This is a genomic window from Leclercia sp. LSNIH8, from assembly GCF_002920195.1.
GTDB lineage: Bacteria > Pseudomonadota > Gammaproteobacteria > Enterobacterales > Enterobacteriaceae > Enterobacter.
In genome coordinates, this window is record NZ_PQJY01000005.1 from 194702 (window position 1) to 219853 (window position 25152).

At 52.4% G+C, this 25152-nt stretch carries 25 protein-coding genes; 13 read left to right on the forward strand and 12 right to left on the reverse strand.

The features are described 5' to 3' along the window. Nucleotides 1-36: 36 nt before the first annotated feature. Complete coding sequence (locus tag C3406_RS15635) at nucleotides 37-537, reverse strand: GNAT family N-acetyltransferase (protein WP_371414037.1); 501 nt, start codon at nucleotides 535-537, stop codon at nucleotides 37-39. A 24-nt stretch (nucleotides 538-561) separates the two neighbouring features. Beyond that, nucleotides 562-831 (reverse strand): type II toxin-antitoxin system TacA family antitoxin, encoded by a 270-nt coding sequence (locus tag C3406_RS15640; protein ID WP_103823103.1) that lies wholly within the window; start codon nucleotides 829-831, stop codon nucleotides 562-564. A gap of 324 nt (nucleotides 832-1155) precedes the next feature. Between C3406_RS15640 and C3406_RS15645 the strand changes: the two genes are divergently transcribed. The 5 genes from C3406_RS15645 (at nucleotide 1156) to C3406_RS15665 (ending at nucleotide 6016) form a co-directional block, all read left to right on the forward strand. Next, a complete protein-coding gene (locus C3406_RS15645) occupies nucleotides 1156-1545 on the forward strand; it encodes a hypothetical protein (protein WP_103823104.1) in 390 nt (129 codons plus the stop codon). A gap of 96 nt (nucleotides 1546-1641) precedes the next feature. Continuing rightward, a complete protein-coding gene (locus C3406_RS15650) occupies nucleotides 1642-2109 on the forward strand; it encodes a MarR family winged helix-turn-helix transcriptional regulator (RefSeq protein ID WP_103823105.1) in 468 nt (155 codons plus the stop codon). Beyond that, entirely contained in the window at nucleotides 2109-3176 is a 1068-nt protein-coding gene (locus C3406_RS15655; protein ID WP_103823106.1) for an HlyD family secretion protein, read from the forward strand. Before C3406_RS15650 ends, C3406_RS15655 begins: the two co-directional genes overlap by 1 nt. A gap of 2 nt (nucleotides 3177-3178) precedes the next feature. Next, nucleotides 3179-4258 carry a DUF2955 domain-containing protein gene (locus C3406_RS15660; protein ID WP_103823107.1) on the forward strand — a complete coding sequence of 360 codons (1080 nt, stop codon included), beginning with the start codon at nucleotides 3179-3181 and terminating at the stop codon, nucleotides 4256-4258. Between the two features lie 84 nt (nucleotides 4259-4342). Next, on the forward strand, nucleotides 4343-6016 hold the full coding sequence (locus tag C3406_RS15665) for a hypothetical protein (RefSeq protein WP_103823108.1): 1674 nt from the start codon (nucleotides 4343-4345) through the stop codon (nucleotides 6014-6016). A gap of 16 nt (nucleotides 6017-6032) precedes the next feature. Here C3406_RS15665 and C3406_RS26735 read toward each other — a convergent pair whose 3' ends face one another. Continuing rightward, nucleotides 6033-6158: a hypothetical protein gene (locus C3406_RS26735; RefSeq protein WP_255410173.1), complete on the reverse strand. Its 126-nt coding sequence runs from the start codon at nucleotides 6156-6158 to the stop codon at nucleotides 6033-6035. An 88-nt stretch (nucleotides 6159-6246) separates the two neighbouring features. Between C3406_RS26735 and C3406_RS15670 the strand changes: the two genes are divergently transcribed. Further along, the gene (locus tag C3406_RS15670; RefSeq protein WP_103823109.1) at nucleotides 6247-7323 is read left to right on the forward strand and encodes a PA14 domain-containing protein; all 1077 of its coding nucleotides are present in this window, start codon (nucleotides 6247-6249) and stop codon (nucleotides 7321-7323) included. Beyond that, nucleotides 7320-8393: a beta-galactosidase BglB gene (bglB, locus tag C3406_RS15675; protein ID WP_103823110.1), complete on the forward strand. Its 1074-nt coding sequence runs from the start codon at nucleotides 7320-7322 to the stop codon at nucleotides 8391-8393. Before C3406_RS15670 ends, bglB begins: the two co-directional genes overlap by 4 nt. Nucleotides 8394-8423: 30 nt before the next feature. On the opposite strand, the gene C3406_RS15680 is transcribed toward bglB, so the two are convergent. From C3406_RS15680 to C3406_RS15715, 8 genes are all read right to left on the reverse strand, one after another. Beyond that, entirely contained in the window at nucleotides 8424-9704 is a 1281-nt protein-coding gene (locus C3406_RS15680) for a DUF445 domain-containing protein (RefSeq protein ID WP_103823111.1), read from the reverse strand. A gap of 213 nt (nucleotides 9705-9917) precedes the next feature. Beyond that, a complete protein-coding gene (locus C3406_RS15685) occupies nucleotides 9918-10682 on the reverse strand; it encodes a hypothetical protein (protein ID WP_103823112.1) in 765 nt (254 codons plus the stop codon). A gap of 427 nt (nucleotides 10683-11109) precedes the next feature. Then, nucleotides 11110-14373, reverse strand: a complete 3264-nt coding sequence (locus tag C3406_RS15690; RefSeq protein WP_103823113.1) for a type I restriction endonuclease subunit R — start codon at nucleotides 14371-14373, stop codon at nucleotides 11110-11112. Nucleotides 14374-14469: 96 nt separating this feature from the next. Then, nucleotides 14470-15870 carry a restriction endonuclease subunit S gene (locus C3406_RS15695; RefSeq protein ID WP_103823114.1) on the reverse strand — a complete coding sequence of 467 codons (1401 nt, stop codon included), beginning with the start codon at nucleotides 15868-15870 and terminating at the stop codon, nucleotides 14470-14472. Further along, nucleotides 15860-17482 (reverse strand): type I restriction-modification system subunit M, encoded by a 1623-nt coding sequence (locus tag C3406_RS15700; protein WP_103823115.1) that lies wholly within the window; start codon nucleotides 17480-17482, stop codon nucleotides 15860-15862. The genes C3406_RS15695 and C3406_RS15700 overlap by 11 nt, the downstream gene beginning before the upstream one ends. Before the next feature lie 49 nt (nucleotides 17483-17531). After that, nucleotides 17532-18713 (reverse strand): restriction endonuclease, encoded by a 1182-nt coding sequence (locus tag C3406_RS15705; protein WP_103823116.1) that lies wholly within the window; start codon nucleotides 18711-18713, stop codon nucleotides 17532-17534. Nucleotides 18714-18963: 250 nt separating this feature from the next. Further along, nucleotides 18964-19608, reverse strand: a complete 645-nt coding sequence (locus C3406_RS15710; protein WP_103823117.1) for a LysE family translocator — start codon at nucleotides 19606-19608, stop codon at nucleotides 18964-18966. A gap of 47 nt (nucleotides 19609-19655) precedes the next feature. Continuing rightward, on the reverse strand, nucleotides 19656-20399 hold the full coding sequence (locus tag C3406_RS15715) for an AraC family transcriptional regulator (RefSeq protein ID WP_103823118.1): 744 nt from the start codon (nucleotides 20397-20399) through the stop codon (nucleotides 19656-19658). Nucleotides 20400-20584: 185 nt separating this feature from the next. Between C3406_RS15715 and C3406_RS15720 the strand changes: the two genes are divergently transcribed. The 4 genes from C3406_RS15720 (at nucleotide 20585) to C3406_RS15740 (ending at nucleotide 23496) form a co-directional block, all read left to right on the forward strand. Beyond that, a complete protein-coding gene (locus C3406_RS15720; protein ID WP_103178111.1) occupies nucleotides 20585-20977 on the forward strand; it encodes a polymorphic toxin type 44 domain-containing protein in 393 nt (130 codons plus the stop codon). Further along, nucleotides 20955-21377 (forward strand): hypothetical protein, encoded by a 423-nt coding sequence (locus C3406_RS15725; protein WP_103823119.1) that lies wholly within the window; start codon nucleotides 20955-20957, stop codon nucleotides 21375-21377. The genes C3406_RS15720 and C3406_RS15725 overlap by 23 nt, the downstream gene beginning before the upstream one ends. Before the next feature lie 5 nt (nucleotides 21378-21382). Next, the gene (locus C3406_RS26190) at nucleotides 21383-21562 is read left to right on the forward strand and encodes a hypothetical protein (RefSeq protein WP_103823120.1); all 180 of its coding nucleotides are present in this window, start codon (nucleotides 21383-21385) and stop codon (nucleotides 21560-21562) included. 563 nt (nucleotides 21563-22125) lie between these two features. After that, nucleotides 22126-23496, forward strand: coding sequence for an NAD-dependent succinate-semialdehyde dehydrogenase (locus tag C3406_RS15740; protein WP_103823122.1), 1371 nt, complete (start codon nucleotides 22126-22128; stop codon nucleotides 23494-23496). Nucleotides 23497-23558: 62 nt separating this feature from the next. Here the strand turns inward: C3406_RS15740 and C3406_RS15745 are convergent, their stop codons facing one another. After that, complete coding sequence (locus C3406_RS15745; RefSeq protein ID WP_103823123.1) at nucleotides 23559-24104, reverse strand: YfaZ family outer membrane protein; 546 nt, start codon at nucleotides 24102-24104, stop codon at nucleotides 23559-23561. Between the two features lie 427 nt (nucleotides 24105-24531). Here C3406_RS15745 and C3406_RS15750 point away from each other — a divergent pair, with 427 nt between their 5' ends. Together C3406_RS15750 and C3406_RS15755 are read left to right on the forward strand one after the other, a co-directional pair. Next, nucleotides 24532-24804, forward strand: coding sequence for a type II toxin-antitoxin system RelB/DinJ family antitoxin (locus C3406_RS15750; RefSeq protein WP_103823124.1), 273 nt, complete (start codon nucleotides 24532-24534; stop codon nucleotides 24802-24804). Beyond that, on the forward strand, nucleotides 24791-25150 hold the full coding sequence (locus tag C3406_RS15755; protein WP_233210572.1) for a type II toxin-antitoxin system YafQ family toxin: 360 nt from the start codon (nucleotides 24791-24793) through the stop codon (nucleotides 25148-25150). Before C3406_RS15750 ends, C3406_RS15755 begins: the two co-directional genes overlap by 14 nt. The last annotated feature ends 2 nt before the right edge of the window (nucleotides 25151-25152 follow it).

Below are 25152 nucleotides of genomic sequence, written 5' to 3' on the forward strand. Positions count from 1 at the left end.
GCCGGGATCGCTACGCGCCACCCGGCGATTCATAACTTACTCAACAAACAGCTTCTCGATTGATTTTGTAGGATAAAAAAGAGAGTTGGCATTGCTGCCGGTTAGCGAGATAAAGCCGAGCTTGAGATAAAACGCTTTCGCTTTATCGTTGAGTGCATCCACAAACATACCGTGAATGCCAACGGCCTGTGAGGCCAGGTAGACCACTTTCATGGCATGGGTCACCAGCGTCATCCCCCAGCCCTGGCCCTGAAAATCCTGATGTATAGCGAGACGTCCTAACGTGACGCTGGGCACATTGACGTACGGTACTTTGCGCTGCTGCGTTTTTGAGGGCAGTGTCTCTTTCTCAAAGCAACTGCCGGACAACGTATAGTAACCCAGCACTTTTGGCTCAGGGGCATCGGTGACAAGAAGATAGGCGCGTAGCAGGCGCCCGCTGTGTTGGCGTGCAAGGTGATCGAACAGAAAGCGGTTCAGGGTGCTATCCCCGCAGTTGAAGTCTGTTAAATCATAGCGTGCCTCATGCGAAAACATCCTTATCGTCAGTTTAGTCACGCCTTACTCCATGTTTTGTAAGCGTTTCGCTGCGCGTTTCAGCTGGTCGTTCGGCTCTGGCGGGTTGTCGAGCGCATCCATCACCCGGTTCCACGAATTTTCATTGAGGATGAGACGACGATGCTGCTCAATGACTTCTGCAGCACGTTCAGAGGCACTGTTAACCATAAACTGGGTAATTGTCTGGTTAGTCATCGCCGCAGCCTCTTCGATCAGATCCTTGTCTTCTTCCGTTAACCTGAGGTCGATGCGCTGTTTTTTCAGTGCTGACATTTTTACTCCAGAAGTGATCTTTAATGTACGGAATTTTTCCGTACATTGACTATAAATCGGAAAGGCGGGATTTTCAATCAACGTGTATGCTTTCACGGCGTATACTTCGGCGCCCTTACGAATAGATATTATTTGTGCCATGAATGAATTTAGCTAAATTCATATCTATTCATTATATTGTTTATTAGAATTGTCTTATATCAATAATTAATATTATTACGATTGCCAAACCTCACGCTTTATGAAAAGTTGATACTCATAATTGCAGCTTGGATATTAAGTTGCTCGCATAATGGAATATATTAACAAGGACGTGTATAAATTATGTCAACATTAAAAAGTTATGCTGAAAGCGTGTTATTTCAAAGCGTTATTTCTCTCGCGAGCGGGGAGTGTACGCCGGATAGTCTGGCCGCCCTTTCCGAGAATTATATTTCCCGTCTCAGCAGCCACGATCTGCCGGTTACGCTACGTAACACCCTGAAAGAGATAAAATCTCTGGTCTCATTATTGAGCGATAAAAATAAAGCCACGTTATTTAAACATGAAGTCTGGATGAATAAACACCACGAACTGGTGACGCTGATCGCGGAGCTTTATACCGAAGTCGTGGCATGGAATGCCGTGGAACAATACCTTTTAGCATCCGAGTTTCTCTTATTTTCCCAGGAGCACAAGCCCTTCCAGAACACGTTGCATAAGGTGATCAACTAGCCTGACCGTTTCGCAATTCCTGCTCTTAAAATCCTCGTTTCTTGATACTTACCCTGATAACTATTATCTTCTCAGCGTGTGAAACGAGGATCCCCCATGCGTGAAGAAGATCTGTTCTGCCGCAGGCCGATGGGCATGCGGATGGCAATGATTGTGCGTCAGTGGCGCGCAGTGATTGACGAAGCCATTCTCGACACCGGGTTAACCCAGTCGAGCTGGACGGTGATGATGCAGCTAAAGCAGTTGGGGGATAACGTCTCGGTGAGCGAACTGGCGGAGGTGCAGGGCATTGAACTGCCGCCGCTGATGCGCACCCTTTCACAGCTGGAAAAGCAGGGCTACCTGCTGCGTACTACATCGCCTTATGACAAGCGTATCCGGCTGCTGACGCTCACACCCAAGGGTAACGCGGTGCTGAAAACCCTGACCCAGATTATCGAGACGTTCCAGGAGCGGGTATCGCAGAATATCGCCCCGGAACATCTGGAGATTTTCAGCGCCATACTCAATCAAATCGCCTGCAACTTGCGGACTATCCGCGAAGAAGATAACAAGACCGAATAATCATGACCCCTGAACAAAAGTTTGCCCGCTGGGTAAGGGTAAGTATTGCCTCTTTCCTGCTGATGTTTGTCTATTTCATTATCGCTGATATCTGGATCCCGCTGACGCCGGACTCCACGGTGATGCGCGTGGTGACGCCCGTTTCCGCGCGCGTTTCCGGCTATGTAGCGGCGGTGCACGTGCATAATAACAGCCAGGTGAAGCGGGGCGATCTGCTGTTTGAACTCGATCCGACGCCATTCCGTAATAAAGTGGAAGCGGCGCAGATCGCGCTGGAGCAGGCGCGTCTCGCCAATCAGCAGCTGGACGCGCAAATTGTGGCGACCCAGGCGAGCCTGAAAACCGCCCAGCTCACCGCCCGTAACGATAAAGTTACCTTCGATCGCTATCAGAAACTCAGCACGTTGCAGAACGTCTCCCAGGCGGATCTGGATAAAGTCCGCACCACCTGGCAGGGCAGCGAGCAGGCGGTGGCGAATCTGGAAGCCACCATCCATCAGCTGCGCATTGAGCGCGGCGAGCGGGACGAAAAGCGTAACGTGACCCTGCAAAAATACCGCAACGCGCTGGACGAGGCGGAACTCAATCTCCGCTGGACGAAAATCTACGCCGAGGCGGACGGTACCGTCAGTAATGTGCAGCTGAGCCCCGGTTTTTATGCCACCTCCGGCTCGGCGGCGCTGGCGCTGGTGAATAACCAGAGCGATATCGTCGCCGATTTCCGGGAAAAGAGCCTGCGCCATACCCGTCAGGGGACCGATGCCGCCGTGGTGTTTGACGCCTTCCCGGGTCACGTTTTCCGCGCCCACGTCACCAGCAGTGACGCCGGTATTCTGGCCGGGCAGGAGGCTGTCAACGGCCAGCTCTCTGAGCCGGAAACCTCCAACCGCTGGGTGCGTGACGCGCAGCGCATGCGCATTCACGTAGCGTTGGACGAGCCGCTGCCAAAGCACCTGCCGACCGGGGCGCGCGCCACCGTGCAGCTCTATAACAGCGAAGGTCCGTTTGCCCGCTTCTTCTCCGGCATGCAGATCCACCTCGTCAGCCTGCTGCACTATGTGTACTGATCATGTCTATTAATACCCTGGCGCGGGTCTTTACCCCGCACGGCAATATCGTCTACACCGCTAACGACTTTCGCCAGACGCTGCGCATCGTCTTTGCCGGGATGATCGCCCTGAGCGTGTCGAGCTTCTACAACACCAGCTACGGCGTCTTTTTCGTGATCTACCCGATCATGCTGCTGTCGTTGGTGCCGGTGTTTAACCGCCACGTGGCAAAACAGTTTGTGTTCAGTTCGGCGCTGAACTGCATTGAAATGGTGTTTATCATCGGTTATCTGGCGCAATGGCCGGTGATCATGACCCTGGTGGTGTTTGGCCTCTACGTGATGCGTTTTCGCTTTATGAGCCAGGGGCCGCTGTTCCTCTTTGGCTCGATGGGGGTGGTGTGCCAGAGCACCATGCTCAACTTTATGAGCTATCCCACCACCAACTGGCACACGCTGCTCTTTTCCAACCTCGAAGCCAGCGTGATGGCGGTTTGCCTGAGCGCGCTGATGCACTATCTGCTGCCGGATGTCGAACCGCGCACGCCACCGCCGCGGCTGGAGAAAGATGCCGCCCGCGTGCGCCACGAATCGCTGCTCTCCGGGACCGTGGCGACGCTGATTTTTGTGGTGTTCCAGATAAGCGATCTCAGCGATTCGCTGTCGGCGCTGATGGCGGGCATCCTGATCCTCTTCCCGATGCACTATCGCGGCGCGGTAATGAGTTCGCTGTGGCGCGTGGTGGGGGTGGTGCTCGGCTGCCTCTATATTCTGCTGGTGCAGATGGTGCTCTACGATCACAGCAGCCACATGCTGCTGATGATGCCGCTGATTGGGCTCGGGCTGGCGTTTGGCGCCCGCCTGCACGTGATGGAGAAGGTGGGGGCAGGGGTCGGTTTTGCCAGCATCACCACCATCGGCATTATGTTCGGCCAGAACATGCACCCGGACGGCGACCTGGTGTTCAGCGATCTCTACCGCATCGTCTCGGTGACGGTGGCGCTGGTGGCGACCCTGACGATCGTGTTCCTTATGCATCTGTTTCTTAACTGCTTTGCGCCGACGCGCTATATCATCACGCCTCCCGCCGGGGATAAATGATAATGTGCGGTAGTCTGCACATTAATTCATCCTTCTGTGGTAGTAATGCCGGTTGGCTAATCGGATGACAAAGGGAAGGGATCTATGTGGCAGACGCGGGCGCTGGAGCTGAATAATCAGGCTTACTGGAACTGGGAAAAGGCTTGCGAACTGGTGGACTGGGCCGTCGCGCATGACTTTAACACCGTGGTTGTCGGGCAGGTGGATCTGTTCGACAAACTGGTCTCCCCGAAAGGCTACACGCCGCATCTCGACAACGACCGCCTCTCCAGCCAGCAGCGTGCCCGCTGCGTCTACCTCAACCGGCTGGGCCAACTCTGCCAGCAAAAGGGGCTGCGTTTTTACCTGCAGGCCAAAGAGTTCAGCTTCCCTACCGAACTGCTGCTGGCACACCCGCATCTGTTTGAGCCGGGCCACGGCGTGCGCCTCGACGTTGATTTCTGGTGCGGGTTCCTGACCCGTAAAATCGCCCTGATCTGCCAGCGGATTCCTGCCATTAGCGGCCTGCTGGTCGCGATCTCCAGCACCGACGGCCTGCTGCCCGTGTCGCGCCCTAACTGGGAATTACAGGCAGAGGGCGAGGTCAATCAGGTCCAGCGCGACGCCCGGAGCCTGGCCATCTACAGCCGCTGCTTTAATGCCATGTCCCGCACCATGCAGGCCGAAAATAAACATCTGGTGCTGCGGGTATTTCCGGCGGGCAATCACGATCTGCACAACGTGCTGGAGGCGATCCGCCCGCTGCCCGAGAGCGTCAGCGTCTCCATTAAACTCACTCCGGAACGTTTCTGGCCGTCGTTTCCCAATAACCCGGCCCTGCTGGCGGTGGAGGAGCGCGAAGTGTGGGCGGATATCGATCTGGTGGGCGAAGAGGTGGGCTGGGGCGTCTTTCCCTGGCTGCGCATCGACGAACTGCAGGGGCGTCTGCTGTGGTGCCGCTCGAATCCGGCGATCCGCGGCGTGGTGTGCAAAGCCAGTTGGGAAGGGGTGGATAACCACTGGGTGATGGGCACCCTGAGCGAGTGCAATCTGGTGGCCTGTAGCCGGATGTTAGCCAGCGATGGCAGCCACCTTAGCGTGGCGCAACTGCTGCATAGCTGGCTGGATGAGCGCTATGGCTGGCAGCCGGATGCCGACACTTTTGCTGCCTTCCACGCGCTGCTTGAGCAGGCCGGGCAGGTGCTCTATGGCGCCATCTACGTGCGCGATCACGTTTTTCATCGCCACAGTCAGGTGCCGGAAAGCTATGGCCAGGCAGTGTGGAGCCTCTACGGGCAGCTCAACCGCAACCACTGGCTGCCGGGTTCGGAGCGCGATATTTTCTTCAGCGCCAGCGACGTTGAAGCCTCTGCCGCGTCGCTGGCGCGCATTGCCCGCGAAAAAGACGAGGCCCGGGACGCCTCGCAGACGTTACAGGAAGCGGCCCTGCGCTTTACCGACACCGCCGCGTTTCCGTATGCGCTGAAACGCCGCTGGCTGGAGGAGTGGCAGGGCTTTGCCCTCTACTGCCATCTGTTTGTCCATGCCCAGAAGGCGTTCTTTACCCTGCGCTTTGCCCGCGAGGTGGAGAACAGTTGGAGCATGCGCGAAATCTGCCAGATTAACATCCAGGAGCTCTATCGCAGCGCCGCCGAACTGGACGACTTCTGCTTAAAGCACGCCGATGCTTCTCCCGGCATGCACGTGCTGTTCGATGCCTCCCGCGTGCGCGCGCTGGCGGACAGCCTGAGCGAAGAGCTGAAAGCGCTGAAGTCTTAGTGTGATCAACATCACGTCAGGTGGAGAGGGCTAAAAACCTGACGTGATCGTCCTCATCATTCTTCTTCCTTGCCGGTTGCGTGGTGTGATCGGCATCACGCTGCATCGCTGCCTGTCGTCCGGTTTGTGAGTTATCAGGCATATCCCGCCAATCCCCCTCCTGGGCTGCTCGCCCCGCAAGGCCAATCTGCTGATGATAGCGGCGTAATGGACGGGTTGATGAGGAAGATATGTCACAAGGTGACTGGCAGTTAGCACAGGGCGACGCACTCACGCGTTTTCTGGGGTCAGCGGCAAAAGCAGAGCGCTTTGCCGAGTTCTATACCGGTGAAACGACAGAGCCCACCATTGAGGTGGGGCCGGATGCGCCGTCGTTTTGCCGTCGGGTGTTCCTGAAGACCCACGCCCGGCGGCGGGTGGATCCCGCCCAGGCTCTGCCGTGCCGGGAAGGGGTTTTTAGCGGCGACAACAACATTCTCTCTTTTTCGGGCTTTTATCCGCTGGCGTACCATCTGCAGCGCTGGCTGCGGGTGGATCTTTTTGCGCCCCATAGCGGCACTTTTACCTTTCGTCTGACGACCTGCGGCGGCGTGCGGATCTGGCGTGACGACGAGCCGCTGGCCTGCTTTACGCCCTTCACCCGCAATCGCATGCAGCACACCGAGGTCGCGCTACCGTTGAGCGCCGGTAAGAACCGCCTGCTGATCCATCTGGATGAACTGTTTGAACGCGATACGACATTTGCCCTGCAAATGGTCTACCTCGACGCGATCCCGCTTGACTATGGGCTGCCAGACGCGTGCCCGCCGATCATCGCCACGCGGCAGTACACGCCGCCTGCGCACAGCACGACGGCCCACGACGATAGCGGTCAACGCCTGTTGTCGCTGATGGCGCAGCGGGAATATGGCCCGGAACTCGACGCGCTGCTGTACAGCACCCTGAAGCGCGTTAGCGCCCGGGAGGCGGGCTCGGTGTTTTTACTCCTGTCGCTGCTCGTTCTCTGGCATCGCCATCGGGGAGAGCACTTCCCGGCGGTGCTGTGGCGACGGGTAAAATCCACGCTGCTGGGCTATCGCTACTGGCACGATGAACGGGGCTGCGACGTGATGGCGTTCTGGGGCGAGGAGAACGTGCTCGCCTTCCAGACGGCGCAGTATCTGGCGGGGAAATTGTTCCCGGATGCGCTGTTTATCGCTTCTGGCCGCCTGGGGCATCAACAGCAACGTCTGGCGCTCGCACGTGCCGCCGATACCGGGGCATTACTGGCCCATGCAGAAACATTCATAAAAGGGGCGACAGCATGAACAGCGCGCAGCAGAGGAAAATACTGGATCGCGTGGTGCGCGGTTTCTGCCGACTGAAAAATCTTGATGAAGTAGGGTCTGGAGACGGGTTCTCCATCAACTTCGAAGAGTGGGAGTGGGAGATTGGCGTCGGGCTGTATGGCTTCTGGCGCTTTGCGGAACACCAGCAGGATGCGGCGCTGCAGCAGTCGATTCTGGCGTGGTACGAAACGCAGATTGCGAAAGGGCTGCCGGAGATGCAGATCAACACCACCGCGCCGATGATCGCCCTGGCGCTGGTGGCCGGGCATCATCAGCGCCAGGATCTGCTTAAGACGGTCAACGACTGGGCCGACGCCCTGCTGCGCGATCTGCCAAAAACCGAAGAGGGCGGATTCCAGCACGTAGTGAAAGAGCAGGCGAACACCGGCCAGCTGTGGGATGACACACTGTTTATGACCTGTTTGTTCCTTGGCGTGGCGGGGATCGTGCTCAAACGCCGGGATCTGATCGACGAGGCGAGCTACCAGTTCCTGCTTCACACCCGCTATCTCAGCGATCCGGTGAGCGGGCTGTGGTATCACGGCTGGACCTTTGTCGATAAGCACCATTTTGCCGGGGCGTTCTGGGCGCGCGGCAACGCGTGGATCACTGTCGCCATTCCGGAGTTTATCGCGCTGATGGGCGAGCATCTGGACGCCAGCGTACGTCGCTATCTGGCGCAGGTGGTGGCGCGTCAGGTGCGCACGCTGTGCGATCTGCAGGCGGAGAACGGCATGTGGCACACGGTGCTGGACGATCCGCTTTCGCCGCAGGAGTCCTCCGCCACGGCGGGTATCGCCTGGGGGATGCTGCGCGGCGTGCGGATGGGCATTCTGGATGCGTCGGTGAGCAGACATGCCCTGCGGGCGTTCGAGGCGGTGATGGCGCGCATTGACGAGGAGGGGATTGTACTGGAAGCCTCCCGCGGCACCATGCTGGGCTGGGATATTCAGTACTACTGCGATATCGCGATGGCCCCGGTGCCTTACGCCCAGGCGTTAACTATCCTGCTGCTGCTGGAGATCGATCAGGGCGGCTGGCTGGCGTAATGCGCAGAAGGCCGGCGATCCGGCCTTTTTTTAGCGGCCCAGCAGCGGCAGGAGTTCCGGCAGTTGCGAAAGTAAAAACAGGATCAGCCCAATCGTGCCGCCCACCAGCGTGCCGTTGACGCGGATAAACTGTAAGTCCTTGCCGATGTTCAGCTCAATCTGGCGGGACATATCTTTGGCATCCCAACCTTTTACCGTGTCGCTGATATGACGGGTGAGGAAGCGGGCAAAATCGGGCGCCACGCGGTGCGCGGCCTGCTCCAGATGTTCGTTCAGCGAGGCGCGCAGGTTGTTGTCTGCGACCAGGGTTTCACCAAACCACAGCCCGGCGTTGGCAAGGCGCTGCTTCACGCGGGAGTCGTCTCGCTGCATATCGGCCTTCAGCCACTGGCGCAGGTCGGCCCACATTTCGCCCAGATAGCGGTTAAACGCCTCGTCGTTCTTCAGATACGTTTTGATGTTCTCGGCTTTGGCCGCGGTTTCCGGGTCGTTTTTCAGGTTATCAACCAGCTTATGCACCGCGCGGTCGAAGGCCTGACGGATCTGATGGGTACGATCGTGGCTGACGTCATCCAGGATGGCGTTCACCGCGTTTGAAACCACCTCGGCGCTCTGATCCCCCAGCCACTCGGTGGGCAGCACCATCGATTTGCGCGGATGTTCGGTCTTCAGCCAGTGGACGATTTGCGCGGCGATAAAATCACGCGTGCTGTCGCGCTGCAGCAGGGTAATCAGGCGATTAATCACCGCGTCCAGCAGCACCTGATGACGCCCGTTTTTTGTCATGCTCTCCAGCATGGCGGCGCTGGTTTCACTGAAATCGACCTTATCCAGCGCTTTATGCACCGCCCGCTTCAGCATCCGCTGAATGCGCCCGTCGTCGGTCAGTTCCAGAAAACCGCTCATCACCTGCATGATGTGCTGCCCGACGCGCTCGGCGTTGTCCGGCTTGCTGAACCAGTTGCCGATAAGCAGCGCCGGTTCATGTTTACGGATGAGCGCCACCAGCGACTGGGTATCAAGAAACTTCTCCTGCACGAACTGGCCAAGATTGTCGCCAATCCGGTCCTTATTGCGCGGGATAATCGCCGTATGCTTCGAAATAAAGGGGATCGGCACCCGACGAAACAGGGCCACCACGGCAAACCAGTCCGCCAGCGCGCCAACCATCGCCGCTTCGGCAATGGCTTTTACGCCGCGCACCCAGAAGGTTTGTGGCAGAAAGAGGGTAGCGATAAAGGTCGCGGCGGCAATCAGCAGCAGCGACAGCGCCAGCAGCTTGGCGCGTTTGAGTTCAGCGAGTTTTTCCATAGGGTTAAGGATAGAGGGAGAAAAGGCGAAGGGGCAAGGGAGCGGGCATTTTCCCCGGTGGCGCTGCGCTTACCGGGGCTACGAGGAGTGCGGGGGGTTGGTTTTGTAGGCCTGATAAGCGTAGCGCCATCAGGCGTTTTTCTTGCCGATATTACCTCTGACTGAACAATCTTAGTCTGTATCATTAGTTATTTTGGTTTGTTATAACATTTATTATCTTAGACAATGTGCGAGGTAATTCTCTTTCGATATGCCCTTGGCTCTCAGATCTTTTTCATGCTGCTGGTAAGTTAGATTACAAACCCCGTTAACGTTTATCATCATACTGGAAAGCCCAGTAAAAAAATATAAATTTGAAAGCGCAACAAATAACAGGCCTGAAATAAGAGCCATAAGCGGATAACGGACGTGAAGGACTCGCTTAAGATGGAAATAGACGGGGCTAAGAACAGTTTTAAATATTAATATAAAAACCATTGTCGATAATATAAGGCCAGCAATTAAGTCATTATTACTCGTGGCAATTAAGCTTGTTCCAGTTACGAAGATTCGGTGTAAGGCAATCCAGAATAATGCAATAATCATAAGATTCATCAGCGACCAAGCTTGTATCACCTGAAGAGTGTAAAGGAAAGTTCTTTTTCTGTCTGTTAACCAAGTGATGAAACAGATTCCTAACCCAAAGAAGACGGCTGTGATTATCGCACGAACAAACAATGATAGATATAAAACAAATGGGTTAATAATGAGTTCAATGTCGGCGACTATTGAATAGCCCCGCATAAGATATTTAATAAATGTTACTATCACTCCCGCAGCAATTATCGATTTAACCAGATTGCCTAAGGAGTTTTTCAGGGGAGCGTATTCATGCATTCCATCGTAAATTGCTGGGCGTAGTAAGAAAGTCAACATTTCCTTGTAAAATTCATTTCCAGGCACTGAGTTGATTGCATTTTTTATAATATCTTTGTTCATTGTAGATTCCAGTGAAACTGTTTAAGGTGATTAACTATATTAACTATATTAACTTTATAGATAATATATATCATAGCTTTCTATAGTAATGAATGCGTGTTCTCATTTTTTACGGCGCATTGCCATCCGGTAATGCACTTTGGCTGCCTTTGCTTACCAGTATTAGTCCATAATAAAATAGATGTAACTTGGGGCCAGGGAAATATTAATGTGAAATGTTATTTAGGGGTTATGGCGAGCAATATGACCGTGTTAATACAGGACAATATCATGATAAATTTCTCTCGGAAATTTATCCAACAGCTGAAATTAAATATTCTGAAAAACAGGGCGTTTTAAACATTTTGTTGGATTTATTCATTAAGTAATTTACAAGCATGAAATGTTTGATGAGCCGGGTAACCAATAGATTATCCGGCAAGAAATATTAATATGCTGTATTAATATGATACTGTTTAAAATTCTCTGCCTGCATCAGAACGCCCATGTAAATATCATCGTTCGCCACTGGCGGGAACTTATGCTTATGCAGTAACAGGATTAGCTCAACTTTCAGTTTCGCTTTGATATCATCGCGCTTACTCCAGTCCGGATATTTCGACGTATTATCCACCACCGCCTTCATCTCTTTCGCCAGCGTCAGCATTTTGTCATCTTCATAGGTAAACTGATATTTATCCCGCATATGCGCCAGAATGTCGTAGAAGGCTTTTTCTTCAAGGTCGATGCCTAAATCAGCATAGGTGCCCATTTCGGTTTTAATATCATAGATAATGTCGGTCATTTCCTGACTGAAATGATCGAACTCTTCGCCGTTTAGTACGTCGTCTTCCCTGCGCTCGTTATATCTGTCCATGATGGACTGGAAGCGACGGGTGAAGTTGATCCCCTGAAGCTGGTTAATTTTTTTAAAGTCGCTGATGGCTTTCTCCAGCAGTTTCTGCAGAAGCTGGATCTTTGTTGCGGGCAGCTTGATCTTATTAATACGCGCAAGATAATCCTCGTCGAAAATATCGATCGATTCCGCTTTCTTATCGCCAAGGAAAAACAGCTCTTCCACGCCATCTGCCTTTAATGCATCGGCAATCATCTCTCGTACGCGGGCATTCATCTGGGTAACGTCAGGTGCATCACCTTTGGTCAGCTTAAAGACGATGGAGCGCACGGCAAGGTAGAAATGGATATGATCTCGCTCTGCCTGCGATAACGCCTCGCTGCCGCAGCAGACATCGTAGGCCGCCTTCAGGCGCTTCACCAGGCCCATAAAACGACGCTCAATCTTCTGGGTCCGCATGACAAATTCAGCAGCCTGATTCAGACATGCCAGCTGAGCCTGTGGCTCTCCGGTAAAGTAAGCGCGGCTGTCGAAATCGTGGAACACTTGCGACAGGAGGTCGAGATGATTCTTCACCTCAATGACCGACTGTTGAATGTCCTCAAAGTTGGTGGCGTCAATGCGGGAATACATTGCCAGAGCCTGGTTCATCTGGCGCTTGGTGCCGATATAGTCCACCACCAGGCCTTTGCTTTTCCCTTCCAGCTTACGATTGACGCGGGAGATAGTCTGGATCAGGTTATGTTTTTGCAGCGGCTTATCGATGTAAATGGTATCCAGTTCCGGCACGTCGAAACCGGTCAGCCACATATCGACCACAATAGCGATTTTGAAATTCGACTTTGCATTTTTGAACTGCTTATCCAGCTCTTTACGGTACTCTTTACTGCCCAACAGGTCGTAGAGTTTGGCGTCATCGTCTTTACCTCGCGTCATCACCATCTTGACCATTTCGGACGGTGGCAGTTCTTTCTGCTCTTGCTCGGTAAGCTCAACCCCTTCAGGGGCCTGTTTAACCTCAAACCATGCCGGACGACAGTCTTGCAACTGACGATATAAGTCCCAGGCAATATCCCGACTGGCGCAGACAAACATTGCCTTGCCTTTCACCGTTGAGCCTTCAGCGACGCGTTTTTCATAGTGTTTAGCAAAGTCTTCCGCCAGCGCCTTCAGGCGATCCTCATCACCGAGGATCGCGTTCATGGTGGCGCTGGCTTTTTTGCTTTCGTCGATCTGCCACTCATTAGTGCCCGCGTTAGCGCACTCTTCGTAGTACTTCTCAACCTCTTCCAGCTTGCTGGCATCCAGGATCACTTTTGCAGCACGGCCTTCATAGACGATGCGTACCGTGATTTCATCCTGAACGGATTCGGTCATAGTGTAGCTGTCCACTACCGCGCCGAAGACATCCAGCGTGGCGTCTACAGGTGTCCCTGTGAAACCGACATAGGTGGCTGCTGGCAGCGAGTCGTGCAGATATTTGGCGAAGCCCCAGGTCTTGCGTACCTTCCCGCTCTCTTTATCGACGATCACTTTCTGATCCAGATTGACCTGACTGCGGTGCGCTTCGTCAGAGATACAGATGACATTGCTTCGCTCAGAGAGCAGTTCGGTGTCTTCGGTAAATTTATGAATGGTGGTCAGGAAGACGCCGCCACTGTTACGACCGGCCAGCTTTTCCCGCAGATCGTCGCGGCTGGTGACGGGCTCCACGGTATCGTCACCGATATAATTTTTGGCATTGCACATCTGCGTGGAGAGCTGATCGTCCAGATCGGTACGGTCAGTGATCAGCACGATGGTCGGGCTGGCAAACTCGACGCTTTTCATCAGCAGACGGGTTAAGAACTGCATGGTGTAACTCTTACCGCAGCCCGTGGCGCCAAAGTAGGTGCCGCCTTTACCGTTACCGTACGGTTTACGCGCTCGCTCAATGCTGTAGTAGAGCTTGCGCGCCGCATAGTACTGCGGATAGCGGCAGCAGATTTTTACTTCGTGTTTGGCTTTATCCGGGAAGCAGATAAAGTTTTTAATCACATCCAGCAGGCGTACCGGGTGAAATAACCCTTGAATCATCGAGTGTAACGAAGGAATCCCGTCCTGCTCGCGGTTTTCATTACCGGTGACTTTACGCCAGGAGTAGAAATACTCATACGGCGCGAACAGGTTGCCCATGCGGTTATTCACGCCATCGCTGATGATGCACAGCGCGTTATAGACAAACAGCTGTGGAATATCGCGACGATAGCGGGTGCAGAGTTGCTTATACGCGTCGCCAATATTGGCTTCTTGCTCGCGTACGGCACTTTTAAATTCAAACACCACCAACGGCAGGCCGTTGATATAGAGAATACCGTCCGGAATACGCGGCTGGTTTTCTTTGCCGGTGATGGTCAGCTGATTAACGATCTTTACACGGTTTAACGGCTGGATAAGATAGCTGGCTGGCGTTTCAGCAGCCTGTTGCTGTGGTACTTCTTCGCTATCGAATAACTCACGCAGCGCGGCGGACAGGTGCCGGGTATCGAGCAGTTCGATATAGAGATCTTTCTGCTGACGGTCGTCGCGTTTAAACAGGAAGCCATTTGCCAGCCAGGTGCAAAAGGTCTTATTACTTTCGTAGAGATCGGAGGCGGGCAGGGTGGTGAATTGTTTAATCAGCCGCTGGATTTCGTCTTCCGTAATACCGTCGGCCTGATAGCGAGCAGCGAGATAATGGCGAAGATCGTCTTCAATAATCACCTGATCGAGGCTGGAACGCGGCACATTGTCGCCTGTCAGGTGCTGATAACCCTGCTCCTGTAACAGTTCAATTATTGCCTGTTCTAACTTCGCTTCACTGAATGAGAGATGCATATCCCGCTCCGGCCCTGGCTGGTTTTCTGGTAAGGGTTCCTGTAATAAGAGAAAACCTTACCAGAAAGCCCCTGATTTTACAGGGGCAAAAATGCATTATGCGGCTTCGGTTTGTTTGATGATGTCTGGGAGATCCTCCAGGGAGAGCTCGCCGGAGATGAGTTTGGGGAGCAGGGTGTCGCGGAGGTTGGTTAGTGATTTGTTTTCCACATTACAGTAATGCATCTTATCAAAAAAACTACTGACTTTACCGGCAAATAAACGCATTACGGAAGGTGTCGGTATTGTAATGAAAAAACTGTCAAAGCAGCTATTCTGTACCCGTTGACGGCCAGATGAACCGACCATATTTTGTATTGCGTGTAACCTAAAATGATTTTCTCGGGCTAAACAAGCCACATAAGTATAGTGTACTTTCGTAGTCCCTCGCATCACGATAAATTCGGTGGAGCCAAACGCAGTCTCATTTTCATCTAAAAAATCCACAAATCCCGTTTTACCATTTTCCAAACAAGGAGTTATCCGAGCGAATAAAGTATCGTTTTTTTGGAATTTTGCACCACCTGAATATGGTTTTTCAATAATATCTGATATTGAATATCCTTGTGTGGGCAAGGATCTCATATCAACATACTTTGCGATTGTATTTTTGGGTAATTTTACACTGGGATTGATATTTATGGATTTTGCTACAGACTCCAGCAACCAACCCTTTGGCACCCAGCCCAACTCTGTATCTTCAAACTCTGCTGGAAACAGTGCACGAATGTTCGCCGGAAGTGGTTTGAAATCTGTACTGTTACGTACTTTTTGACGCAACTCGGCGCGAGATTGCAGCGCTTCCGGGATTGTATTTCCCGCATCCAGCGCGTTATCAATTACCGGGTCGAAATCCACAAACCAGGATTTGAAAAGGGCTTGGGATATTTGTTCCAGGGTTTGGTTGATTTCAAAATTTAGATTAATCTTGTTTTCTAAATCAAAATAAAATTTTTCAAGGTTCATTCTCTCTTGAATCGGCGGTATAGGTAATGGGATTTCCTTTACGTCTTTTAAATTAAGAGTCTTTTGAACAGTTGTATTAGCTCTGGAATCTAAGAAATATTTTGTATAAGGAGATTGAAGACAAATATGTATCCACTCTGCGCTTATTTCATCGGATGGCTTAATTACTGCGACAGCACGAGCAACATTCCACCCATGTAAGTCTTTAGTCGTAATAGCGCTTAAGCCGGTTGAACCAACTAATGTTAAAAGTACTTCCCCACCTTCTAATCGCGTCTTGGAGAATTTAATTTCAACATCGTGCGAAACTTTTAATACATCGGCAACGGAAATTTTTCCATTTTGTATATTATTTACACGAATTATTCCAATGCCATCGTCCTGATGTTGGCCTGGTTGAACAATGCCATAAGAAATATTTCTACCTTTTGTGCAATCAACAAGGCTTCTGCAATGCCATCCTGGCGGTAGTTTGAAATCTTCATTCCCCATAACCCAGCACCTCCAGGTTCTGACGAATCGCCTTATCCAGTTCTTCCGCCTGCTTCATTTGTTCAAATAACGTCTTCGATAATTCACGCATTTTGGTTTCAAACGCCACGCCATCGTCTTCCTGCTCGGCGGCACCCACGTAGCGGCCCGGCGTCAGCACATAGTCGTTAGCCTTCATCTCTTCAATAGTCGCGACCTTGCAGAACCCGGCCTGATCGTCGTATTGCGCCAGCTTGCTGTCACCACGCTTAACGCGTTCGGCCAGCTCTTCCGGTGTACTGCGCCAGGCGTGGTAGGTATCGGCAATGGTGGCAATATCGTCCGCCGTCAGCTCTTTGATGGTGCGGTTCATCATGATGCCGAGGTTACGTGCATCGATAAACAGCGTTTCTCCCTGACGGTTACGATATCCTTTGGCCGGATCGGCAGCCTTTGATTTGGTCATAAACCACAGGCAGACCGGGATCTGGGTGGTGTAGAACAATTGGCCGGGCAAGGCGATCATGCAGTCGATCAAATCGTTTTCGATCATCTGTGCGCGGATTTCGCCTTCGCCGCTGGTGTTGGAGCCCATCGAACCGTTCGCCAGCACAAAACCGGCGGTACCGTTGGCCGACAGCTTGGAGAGCATATGCAAAATCCAGCCGTAGTTGGCGTTACCGGTTGGCGGGGTACGATAGCCTGCAAAGCGCGGATCGTTGGTCAGCTCGGCGTCGTTACGCCAGTCCTTCAGGTTAAACGGCGGATTCGCCAGAATGTAGTCGGCTTTTAAATCAGGATGCTGATCGCTGAAGAACGTGTCCGCAGGACGTTCGCCAAGGTTGGCGGAGAGGCCGCGAATCGCTAGGTTCATCTTCGCCAGTTTGTAGGTTGTCGCCGTCAGCTCCTGACCGTACAGGGCGATATCACGGCTTTTCCCCTGGTGGCTTTCGACAAACTTCACCGACTGGACAAACATCCCCGCCGAGCCGCAGCATGGGTCATAAATTTTGCCCTGGAACGGTTCGAGCATCTCGGTCAGCAGCGTCACCACGCATTTTGGCGTATAGAACTCACCGCCGCCTTTGCCTTCGGTGGCGGCAAACTTGCCGAGGAAGTATTCGTAAACGCGCCCGACAAGGTCTTCTTTTGACAGCGCTTCAACGTCGGTTTCATGCGCCAGCGTTTCAATGTTGTCGATAGTGTCGATCAGCGACGCCAGCTTCTTGGTTTCCAGATCCTGACGGCTGAAGTAGTTATCCGGCAGCGCGCCTTTCAGCGTTGGGTTGTTCTTCTCAATGGTGGAGAGGGCGGTATCAATCAGAACGGCGATGTTGCCTTGCTTGGCATTCTTTTTGATAAACGACCAGCGGGCCTCTTCCGGCAGATAAAAGATGTTGTCCTGCTGATAGAACACTTCCATATCAACAAACATTTTTTGCTCTTCATCGGCGAGCATTTTCTTACGATGAGACTCAAATTTATCGCTAATAAATTTCAGGAACACGAGGCTCAGTACCACGTGCTTGTACTCGGAGGATTCCACGCTACCGCGAAGCTGATTCGCGGTATCCCATAATGTGTCTTCAAAGCCTTTCTTTGCTTTGGCTTTTTTGGTTGGTGCTTTGGCCATGATGAACTCAATCAGGAAAAATTTGGCGTCTATTGTAGCGATTAAGACGTTAAATTTCGCCTTTTAATCCCTCTTCGAGTTCATCAAAAAGCTGTAAATCCACATCCAGCAGCTCGACCGCATTGCTGCGACGAATACCGACATTATTCTCAATCAGCAGTTCAAGGAGACGGTCGCCATCAATCAAAGTAATCGGTGCGGCACCGGGATGCAGAGCCGCTTTTTCACAGTTCCCGGCAAAACGACCCGTGGTGATCAGTGTACCCCGGATCGCGCTGTGATAAGGCAAGGCACCACGTAACTGGTCGATCACAGGACGGGTAATATTGCTCTGCATACGCTTAACCTGCACCACTTCCGTGATGGTGGTAATGCCCACCTGCACTCGACCTACCACATCCACACCCTTGTCACCCGAGGCTTTGGTCACTTCAACCTGCTCGTAGCCCATCGCTTCCAGAAGCTGTCCGATCAGGTGCTCAAATTTGTAGGGGTTCATGGTGCTGATTTGTTCGCGTAGCAGCTCTTTTTGCTGTTTGTTATACCGTTTTACCGCTTCCAGTAGCTCTTTGCGCGGATCGATATTGCGGGTAGGAAGTGCCTTTCCAAGCCAGGCACGACCTGTATCGGTAATGTGATAGCTCATTCCTTCGCGAGCCACCATGTCACGCTCAATCAGATTATAGAGACGGGAATAGAGCGTGCTTTTAACCGAGCTTGTGGAAGCAAATTTTGAGTGTTGATGTAAAAAAGCCTGCCACTCTGGTAGCAAATCTGCACGACGGGACATTTCCCGTCCGGCTAACAGTTCCAGCAGCTGTAATAGCCCTTCCTGATCGTCCAGCGAGCGGAGCGTGGTGTCGTCATCGGCAAGGAATTGTTCCCCGCGCTGAGTCGGTAGCCAGGCATCCATTGGTGTGGTTTCCATCAGTTCGAACTGAGGATAGTTAAGAAAGAGGTAGCAGCCATAACTATGGCGAGGGTTCAGAATGTGATTGTCCTGCTCCCAGATACGGCGCGCAATTTCCGCAGCTTCACCTTTTAAACGATCGTTGATCCACATATCAGGTTCAGACCAGTCCACGGGGTTTTGTGGTGTGCCGGTTTGTTCATGGATAGCGTTTATCATATTGCGCACGGATTTGACTGAATAGCCTGAGACGGCTTTCATCATCGCTTTCACCTGAGCGTAGGTTGGAAAAAGCGGCGTGATGACTTTGTAATTTTTCACGTTGTTCCCTGAACGAGTATGGAGTGCTTAGCTTGCCATCGTAGGGAAAGAATTCTATTGGATCTGTCACTTATTTGATAAAGAGATTATGGCTTACACGTTTACTGAAATAGTCTGGAAAAGGTTACTCGAAGGCACCCTGCTTGACGCACAAACCTTCACCCTGATAAGCGTAGCGCCACCAGGGTGAAGGTTTGCTGCCGTTCCAGGCCGGGTAAGGCGAAGCCGCCACCCGGCGTTTTCCCTACATTCAGAGCGATGTGAGAAATCTCCATAAAATCCCTACGCCAAACACCATCAGCACTGCCCCCGCTGCGCGCTCCATCTTCCAGAGGTGGTTGCTCAGCCGACGTTGAACGGCGGGCAGGGCGATGAACGACACCACCGCCAGATCCCACGCCAGCACCACCGTGACCATCCAGATGCCGCTCACCGACTGCTGGAGCAGCGTCACATTCGGCCCGAGCAGGGCGGTCATCAGCGCCAGATAAAAGAGGGCATTTTTCGGATTTAATACTGCCGAGCCAAGGCCAAGCAGAAGCTGCCTGCATAAGCCAGGACGTTCCGGCTCCGCATTATTCAGCGTAAGGGTGCGGGCGCGGCTATGGAGCAGATGCCAGCCTATCCACAGCAGATACAGCCCGCCCAGGAGTTCAATGGCGTTAAACAGCAGCGTGTACTGACGCAACGCGCTGGCGCCAATGATCACCAGCAGGATATAAAGTCCGTTGCCCAGGGCTATCCCCACGCACAGCCCGGCGCTGCCGCGCAGGCGATGACGGGCGGCGAATCCCATCAGCAAAAAGAAATCCGGGCCGGGGCTGAGCAGGGCGACGAAGTGCGCCAGCGCGAGCGCCAGAAAAGCGGGCGGGAAGAGAGCGGTAGTCAGTTCCATAGTGACCTCATCAATAAAACTGAGGTCAGGCTACGCCGGTGCGAGCGCTAATTATTGTCGGATATTGATCGCCCGGTGGCGTACTGGCGCGGCGTGGCGGCGGTGTAGCTGACAAAGGTTTTATGGAAGTGGCTCTGATCGGCAAAGCCGCTCTGGTAGCTGACGTCGGCGATGTTGTCCCCGGCGCGCAGCCGGGCTTTGGCGAACTCTACCCTTGAGATGGCAAGGAAGGTGCCGGGCGTCAGGCCGGTATCCTGCTTAAAGGTTCTGATTAGCGTCTCTTTGCGCAGGGAAAAGCGCCGGGCTAAAACATCCAGCGAGGGCGGTTCCTGCAGGCTTTGGCGCAGGGTCTGTAACAGCGCAAGGCTGGAAGGACGAAGAGGCTCAGGCGTCGCGCTGCTTTCAGCCAGAGCAGATAGCAGGGCGTTGATCGCCCCGGGCGACAGCGTGTCAACCACAGCCAGATACTGGCGGAAAAGCGCTTCGCTGCGGATCACCTGCATGGCGGGCTGAAGGTCAGTCTCCAGATAGAGCATGTGGTAGCTGCGGGGTTGTCCCGCTACGGGGTTACAGCTGTGCGGCAGATGCGCGGGGATCACAATCAGATCGCCAGGATGGAGAGTGAACGGCTCGCCGTTGCAGGTGCAGCAGGTTTGCCCCTCGAGAATGGCGCCAATAGAAAGCTGGGCATGGCTGTGACGCTTATAGGCTTGCGTGCTCTGCCAGGTGCTGCGCAGCTCCACGCCGGGCTGGCGTATGAAGGTCTGATTGACTTGGCGAGTATGGGACATAGCGATTACCGGTGTGAAGGGTAAAGGGGTTTAGGTGCTTATAGCATGAGCGGATAAAGGTGTCGCCTGGAATAATTTGGGAGAGGTCGTTATGTGATAAGAATAGTGGTATAAAATTCAGGGTTAAATAAAATAGCGACGACGCATCATGGACTTATAGGCGAAATTATCAAAGGAATGAATATATGGCCGTTATACCATTATTACCCAAAGAGGGTTTGGATCTTATTCATAAGAATATGCGCGAGGCGCGTATAAATGGAATGTCGAGAAATATGGCCTTGCCGCAAACTTATTACTGGTTCTATCAAAAAGTCCGGAATCGAGGGCCCTGGGATTACAAACAGCAAGACAGAAAACTGGCAAATTTTGGCAATTTTAATTATGGTGCAACAGGATTTGCCGCGGGTATACCTGAGAAAACGCTCTATATGGGAGCGGGTTTTGCGCAGTCACATGCTAAGACGTCGCGTCCACAATGGGGTGCATGGCATGGCGAATTTCCCTATGGTGACGACCCGCGCGATCAGTTTTGGATTAAACAGGGAATAAACTATGCACGTCAGCACGGCTATTAAATGGTTACATCGGCTGATCACCATCCTGTTACTTATTATCGTTGCAGGCTATTTTTCTTATGAATACTTCATGAAGAGTCGAAGCGACGATCGTTTAGTGATGCAAAAGGAGATTTCAGAAAACGTGACGCTTTACGTCACGCAGTATGGGGGTGGGGCAACCGTGCCTGATGTCTATCGTTATTACCTGGATAATAAAAATCAGACGATAGAGCAGCTCAGGGAAAGTGAGCCTTTTCTTGTTTCAGATAATGGCAGTGCCATAATTAGCGGCTACGGAAATAATATCAATGTTAAGTTATCAGGGCGTATCTACTCTTTCAGTAATCTTACAATGTTCTACGCTCAGGAAAATCTGGTTATCCCTGTGATTAATCTTACTGCCACAGGAGTACGTTAATTCATATGGACATGAAAAAGCATGAAGTGGTGAGACTCAAACGCGATGATATGCCACTACATATTATGCTGCATACTAATGAACTGTTAGCATTGGCAGAAAAGTCTGATAAGGAAATCGATTATAGCGATATTCCAGAAACTACCGATGAACAGTGGGGTAATGCGGTTTGCGGGAAATTTTAGTGATCTAAAACAACAGATGCCACCTGAAGGTGGCGCGCTCGATATAATTGACTTCACCCTCGTAAAACCCTTTTTGGAAGCGGTTTTTATAGCAAGCCAACGATGGTGGCCCTATTTAGACAAATAGAAATCGTGACAGTAAGTTAAATGCAAAATAGCAATTTTTTCTCCTGTATGTATAAGCATATTTTAAAGGCTTTGATATTCTTGACGGTTCAGATCTGGAGTTTGTTTGAAGCCGTATTATTTGTAGGCGGCTTTATAGTTTGCCTTATGTTGCCTGTCGTGTGGCCAATGAAGTTCTTTTATGCCGCGTTATGGTTTGTTGTATTCTACGTATGTTTAAACGTTATTGGTGTATTAGAAAAATCTCTTGCCAGAAAAAATAGCGAATAGGAAAAGATTGTCTTCAAGACAGCTGGAACGAGCGCTGCGTCGCCTGAATGGAACAATTATATCTCACGCCACCCGCCGGGTGGCACACCCTGTATACCTAACTTTACCTGCGAAACCAGCAATTTTGACTACCCTTAATACCCCAAGCGGTAAAAAAGGAGGCAACAATGGCCTATCAGACAGTGAATCCTGCCAACAACAAACTCATCAAAGAATATCCTTCTCATACTGATGCTGACGTCGAAGCGGCGCTGAATACGGCTGATGCGCTCTACCATTCCGACTGGTCAAAGGGCAGTATCGACAAGCGCCTGGCGGTGCTGCATAAGCTGGCGGACCTTATTGATTCCCGTACTGAAGAGCTGGCAAAAATCGCCAGCGAGGAGATGGGTAAACTGATTGCCCAGAGCCGTGGCGAGGTAAAACTCTGCGCGCAGATCGCCCGCTACTACGCCGACAATGCGAAGCAGTTCCTTGCGCCGGTGAAATACCCGTCGGAGCTCGGCGAGGCGTGGGTGGAGCATCACCCCATCGGCGTAGTAATGGCCGTAGAGCCGTGGAACTTCCCTTACTACCAACTGATGCGCGTGCTGGCCCCGAACCTGGCGGCGGGTAACCCGGTTATCGCCAAACATGCCAGCATCGTGCCGCACTGTGCCGAGGTTTTCGCCCATCTGGTGCGTGAAGCCGGTGCCCCGGACGGGGCGTGGACTAACCTGTTTATCTCTTCAGATCAGGTGGCAAACATCATCGCTGACGATCGTGTGCAGGGCGCGGCGCTGACCGGGTCTGAGAAGGCCGGTAGCGTTGTGGCGGCCCAGGCGGCGAAGCACATCAAAAAATCGACCCTTGAGCTGGGCGGTAACGACGTCTTCGTGGTGCTGGACGATGCCGATCTGGAGAAGGCGGTAAAAATTGGCGTCAATGCGCGCCTGGCCAATGCCGGACAGGTCTGTACCGCAGCCAAACGCTTTATTATCCACGAGAAAGTGGCGGAGGAGTTCCTGGCGAAGTACACCGAAGCCTTTAAGCAGGTGAAGATTGGCGATCCGCTGGACGAGAGCACCACGCTTGGGCCGCTCTCCTCGAAAGACGCGCTGGAAACCCTGACAAAGCAGGTCGATGAGGCGGTGAAAAATGGCGCCACCCTGCATTACGGCGGTAAACCGGTGCAGCGCGAGGGCAGCTTCTTTGAGCCGACCATCCTGACCAATATCACCCGCGATAACCCGGCGTACTTCGAAGAGTTCTTCGGCCCGGTGGCGCAGATTTATGTGGTGAAAAATGATGAGGAGGCGGTGAAGCTTGCCAACGACTCGCACTACGGTCTGGGCGGCGCGATCTTCAGTAAAGATACCGATCGTGCCAAAAAGATGGCCTCGAAGATCGAAACCGGGATGGTGTGGATCAACTGGCTCACCGATACCGCAGCAGAGCTGCCGTTTGGCGGGGTGAAGCGTTCCGGTTACGGGCGTGAGCTGTCAGATCTGGGGATTAAAGAGTTTGTGAACCAGAAGCTGGTGGTGATCCGCCGGTAAAAGTTTTTACCGGTACAAAGGCGGCAGCGGATGCCGCCTTTTTTATGCTTGGCCTGGTTTTATCAGAAGGTGACGCCGCCGCCAACGTAGGCACCGTCAATCAGGGTGTGGCCCGGACGGCCATCTTTGCCGTCAACGCTGACGTGACGGTAACCCACCTTCAGGGTAACAGGGGTAACCGGCGTCCAGCTCACGCCGCCGTTGGCTTCAACGTAGTTTTTCACGCTGTTGTTCAGTCCTTCCGGCGCGACATAGCCTTCACCATAAACGTGGATGCTGTCGGTCAGGGCCAGGTTGACGCCGCCACCGATAGGGAATGCCACGCCGTTATCGCCTTTTTTCGGCCCGAGATAGATGGCTTTCGCACCGGCATTAAGCATCACCGGCCCTACTTCCAGGTTATAACCCGCACCAACACCGCCGGTCTGGGTGCCGTCATCGGTGTTTTTCAGCCAGTTACCTTCGGCATACAGACCTGAGGAGGATTTACCCATCTCAAGGTTCAGATTGGTGAAGTTTTTGCTCTGCTCAATGCTGCCGCCCATGGCCATTGCGGAGCCGGAAATCGCGGTCAGTGCAGCAAGGATGAAGATATTAAGCTTTTTCATGTTTTATGCCTCGTCATCTAATTTGTCTGCGCACACCCTAACAGGCGAGGTTTACGGCTGCAAATGTGCTCAGGCGCGCGGTTTTATGCTGTTTTTGTGTGGAATTTATTCAGATGGTGTGAGCGAAAGGTGTAAATGGTGCCGGGTCAATCGTTAAATTTTTCATGTTGAGCGGAGGTTTAGATGAGCGCCTAAACAGAAACTGAACGGGGCGGGAAAAGTAATTAGTTAAGTATTAATTGAATTTCTTATAATTTCCGGAAATGTTTCTGATGTAACAGATAAAAACGTGGATTTACATTTTCAACGGTAAGCTACTGCATTTCCCATTCCCACCAACATTAATTCCATTTCTGCCAGACGCTCAGAAAAAGTGCAAACCACCGTTTTTGTGGCTACAATGTAGCTACGAAAATTAGGAGGAGCTATGGATTCCGTTATTCGATCACGTATTGACAGTGAACTAAAAGCTCGCGCGGGCGATGTGCTTGAAAGCTGTGGCCTTAACTGGAGCACGGCGATACGCCTGTTTGCAGAACAGATTGTTAAAAATGAAGGGATTCCTTTTGAGATAACCCGCAAACCTACTACACGGTTACGCAATGCAATGCGCGAAGCCGAAGAGATTTCCACACACCAGAATGGACGCTTCGATGGTGTTGAACAGCTCATGGAGAGCTTAAAAAATGGGAAAGAGTAAATGCGCCCCGCTACCGTTCCGATCTGATTACACCAAAACCTTTGTTAAGGCATGGGAACGCTACAACAAAGCAGGCCGGAGAGATATGCACGATACAGCAGCGATCATGTCGTTAGTGCTTTCCGGCAATCCCATTCCCGCTGAATACAGCGACCACGCCCTGACTGGTGATATGCAAGGATTTCGGGAACTGCATATTGGGGGGATTATCTTCTCATTTATCGCGTCGATGATAAAAAGCATTTGGTGGTGTTTACCGACCTGGGGACACATGCGGAGCTGTTTGAGTAGCCATCTCCCCGGCGGCGCTGCGCTTGCCGGGGCTACCTGTTCCGTAGGCCTGTAAGC

Bases quoted from the DNA above. Each gene is read 5' to 3' on its own strand.
- C3406_RS15725 (WP_103823119.1), top strand. From the start codon at position 20,955: ATGCACGTCAGCACGGCTATTAAATGGTTACATCGGCTGATCACCATC.
- C3406_RS15740 (WP_103823122.1), top strand. From the start codon at position 22,126: ATGGCCTATCAGACAGTGAATCCTGCCAACAACAAACTCATCAAAGAA.
- C3406_RS15660 (WP_103823107.1), top strand. From the start codon at position 3,179: ATGTCTATTAATACCCTGGCGCGGGTCTTTACCCCGCACGGCAATATC.
- C3406_RS15695 (WP_103823114.1), bottom strand. From the start codon at position 15,870: ATGGGGAATGAAGATTTCAAACTACCGCCAGGATGGCATTGCAGAAGC.
- C3406_RS26735 (WP_255410173.1), bottom strand. From the start codon at position 6,158: ATGCCTGATAACTCACAAACCGGACGACAGGCAGCGATGCAGCGTGAT.
- C3406_RS15690 (WP_103823113.1), bottom strand. From the start codon at position 14,373: ATGCATCTCTCATTCAGTGAAGCGAAGTTAGAACAGGCAATAATTGAA.
- C3406_RS15645 (WP_103823104.1), top strand. From the start codon at position 1,156: ATGTCAACATTAAAAAGTTATGCTGAAAGCGTGTTATTTCAAAGCGTT.
- bglB (WP_103823110.1), top strand. From the start codon at position 7,320: ATGAACAGCGCGCAGCAGAGGAAAATACTGGATCGCGTGGTGCGCGGT.
- C3406_RS26190 (WP_103823120.1), top strand. From the start codon at position 21,383: ATGGACATGAAAAAGCATGAAGTGGTGAGACTCAAACGCGATGATATG.
- C3406_RS15670 (WP_103823109.1), top strand. From the start codon at position 6,247: ATGTCACAAGGTGACTGGCAGTTAGCACAGGGCGACGCACTCACGCGT.
- C3406_RS15720 (WP_103178111.1), top strand. From the start codon at position 20,585: ATGGCCGTTATACCATTATTACCCAAAGAGGGTTTGGATCTTATTCAT.
- C3406_RS15700 (WP_103823115.1), bottom strand. From the start codon at position 17,482: ATGGCCAAAGCACCAACCAAAAAAGCCAAAGCAAAGAAAGGCTTTGAA.
- C3406_RS15685 (WP_103823112.1), bottom strand. From the start codon at position 10,682: ATGAACAAAGATATTATAAAAAATGCAATCAACTCAGTGCCTGGAAAT.
- C3406_RS15750 (WP_103823124.1), top strand. From the start codon at position 24,532: ATGGATTCCGTTATTCGATCACGTATTGACAGTGAACTAAAAGCTCGC.
- C3406_RS15710 (WP_103823117.1), bottom strand. From the start codon at position 19,608: ATGGAACTGACTACCGCTCTCTTCCCGCCCGCTTTTCTGGCGCTCGCG.
- C3406_RS15640 (WP_103823103.1), bottom strand. From the start codon at position 831: ATGTCAGCACTGAAAAAACAGCGCATCGACCTCAGGTTAACGGAAGAA.
- C3406_RS15650 (WP_103823105.1), top strand. From the start codon at position 1,642: ATGCGTGAAGAAGATCTGTTCTGCCGCAGGCCGATGGGCATGCGGATG.
- C3406_RS15755 (WP_233210572.1), top strand. From the start codon at position 24,791: ATGGGAAAGAGTAAATGCGCCCCGCTACCGTTCCGATCTGATTACACC.
- C3406_RS15635 (WP_371414037.1), bottom strand. From the start codon at position 537: ATGTTTTCGCATGAGGCACGCTATGATTTAACAGACTTCAACTGCGGG.
- C3406_RS15680 (WP_103823111.1), bottom strand. From the start codon at position 9,704: ATGGAAAAACTCGCTGAACTCAAACGCGCCAAGCTGCTGGCGCTGTCG.
- C3406_RS15745 (WP_103823123.1), bottom strand. From the start codon at position 24,104: ATGAAAAAGCTTAATATCTTCATCCTTGCTGCACTGACCGCGATTTCC.
- C3406_RS15665 (WP_103823108.1), top strand. From the start codon at position 4,343: ATGTGGCAGACGCGGGCGCTGGAGCTGAATAATCAGGCTTACTGGAAC.
- C3406_RS15715 (WP_103823118.1), bottom strand. From the start codon at position 20,399: ATGTCCCATACTCGCCAAGTCAATCAGACCTTCATACGCCAGCCCGGC.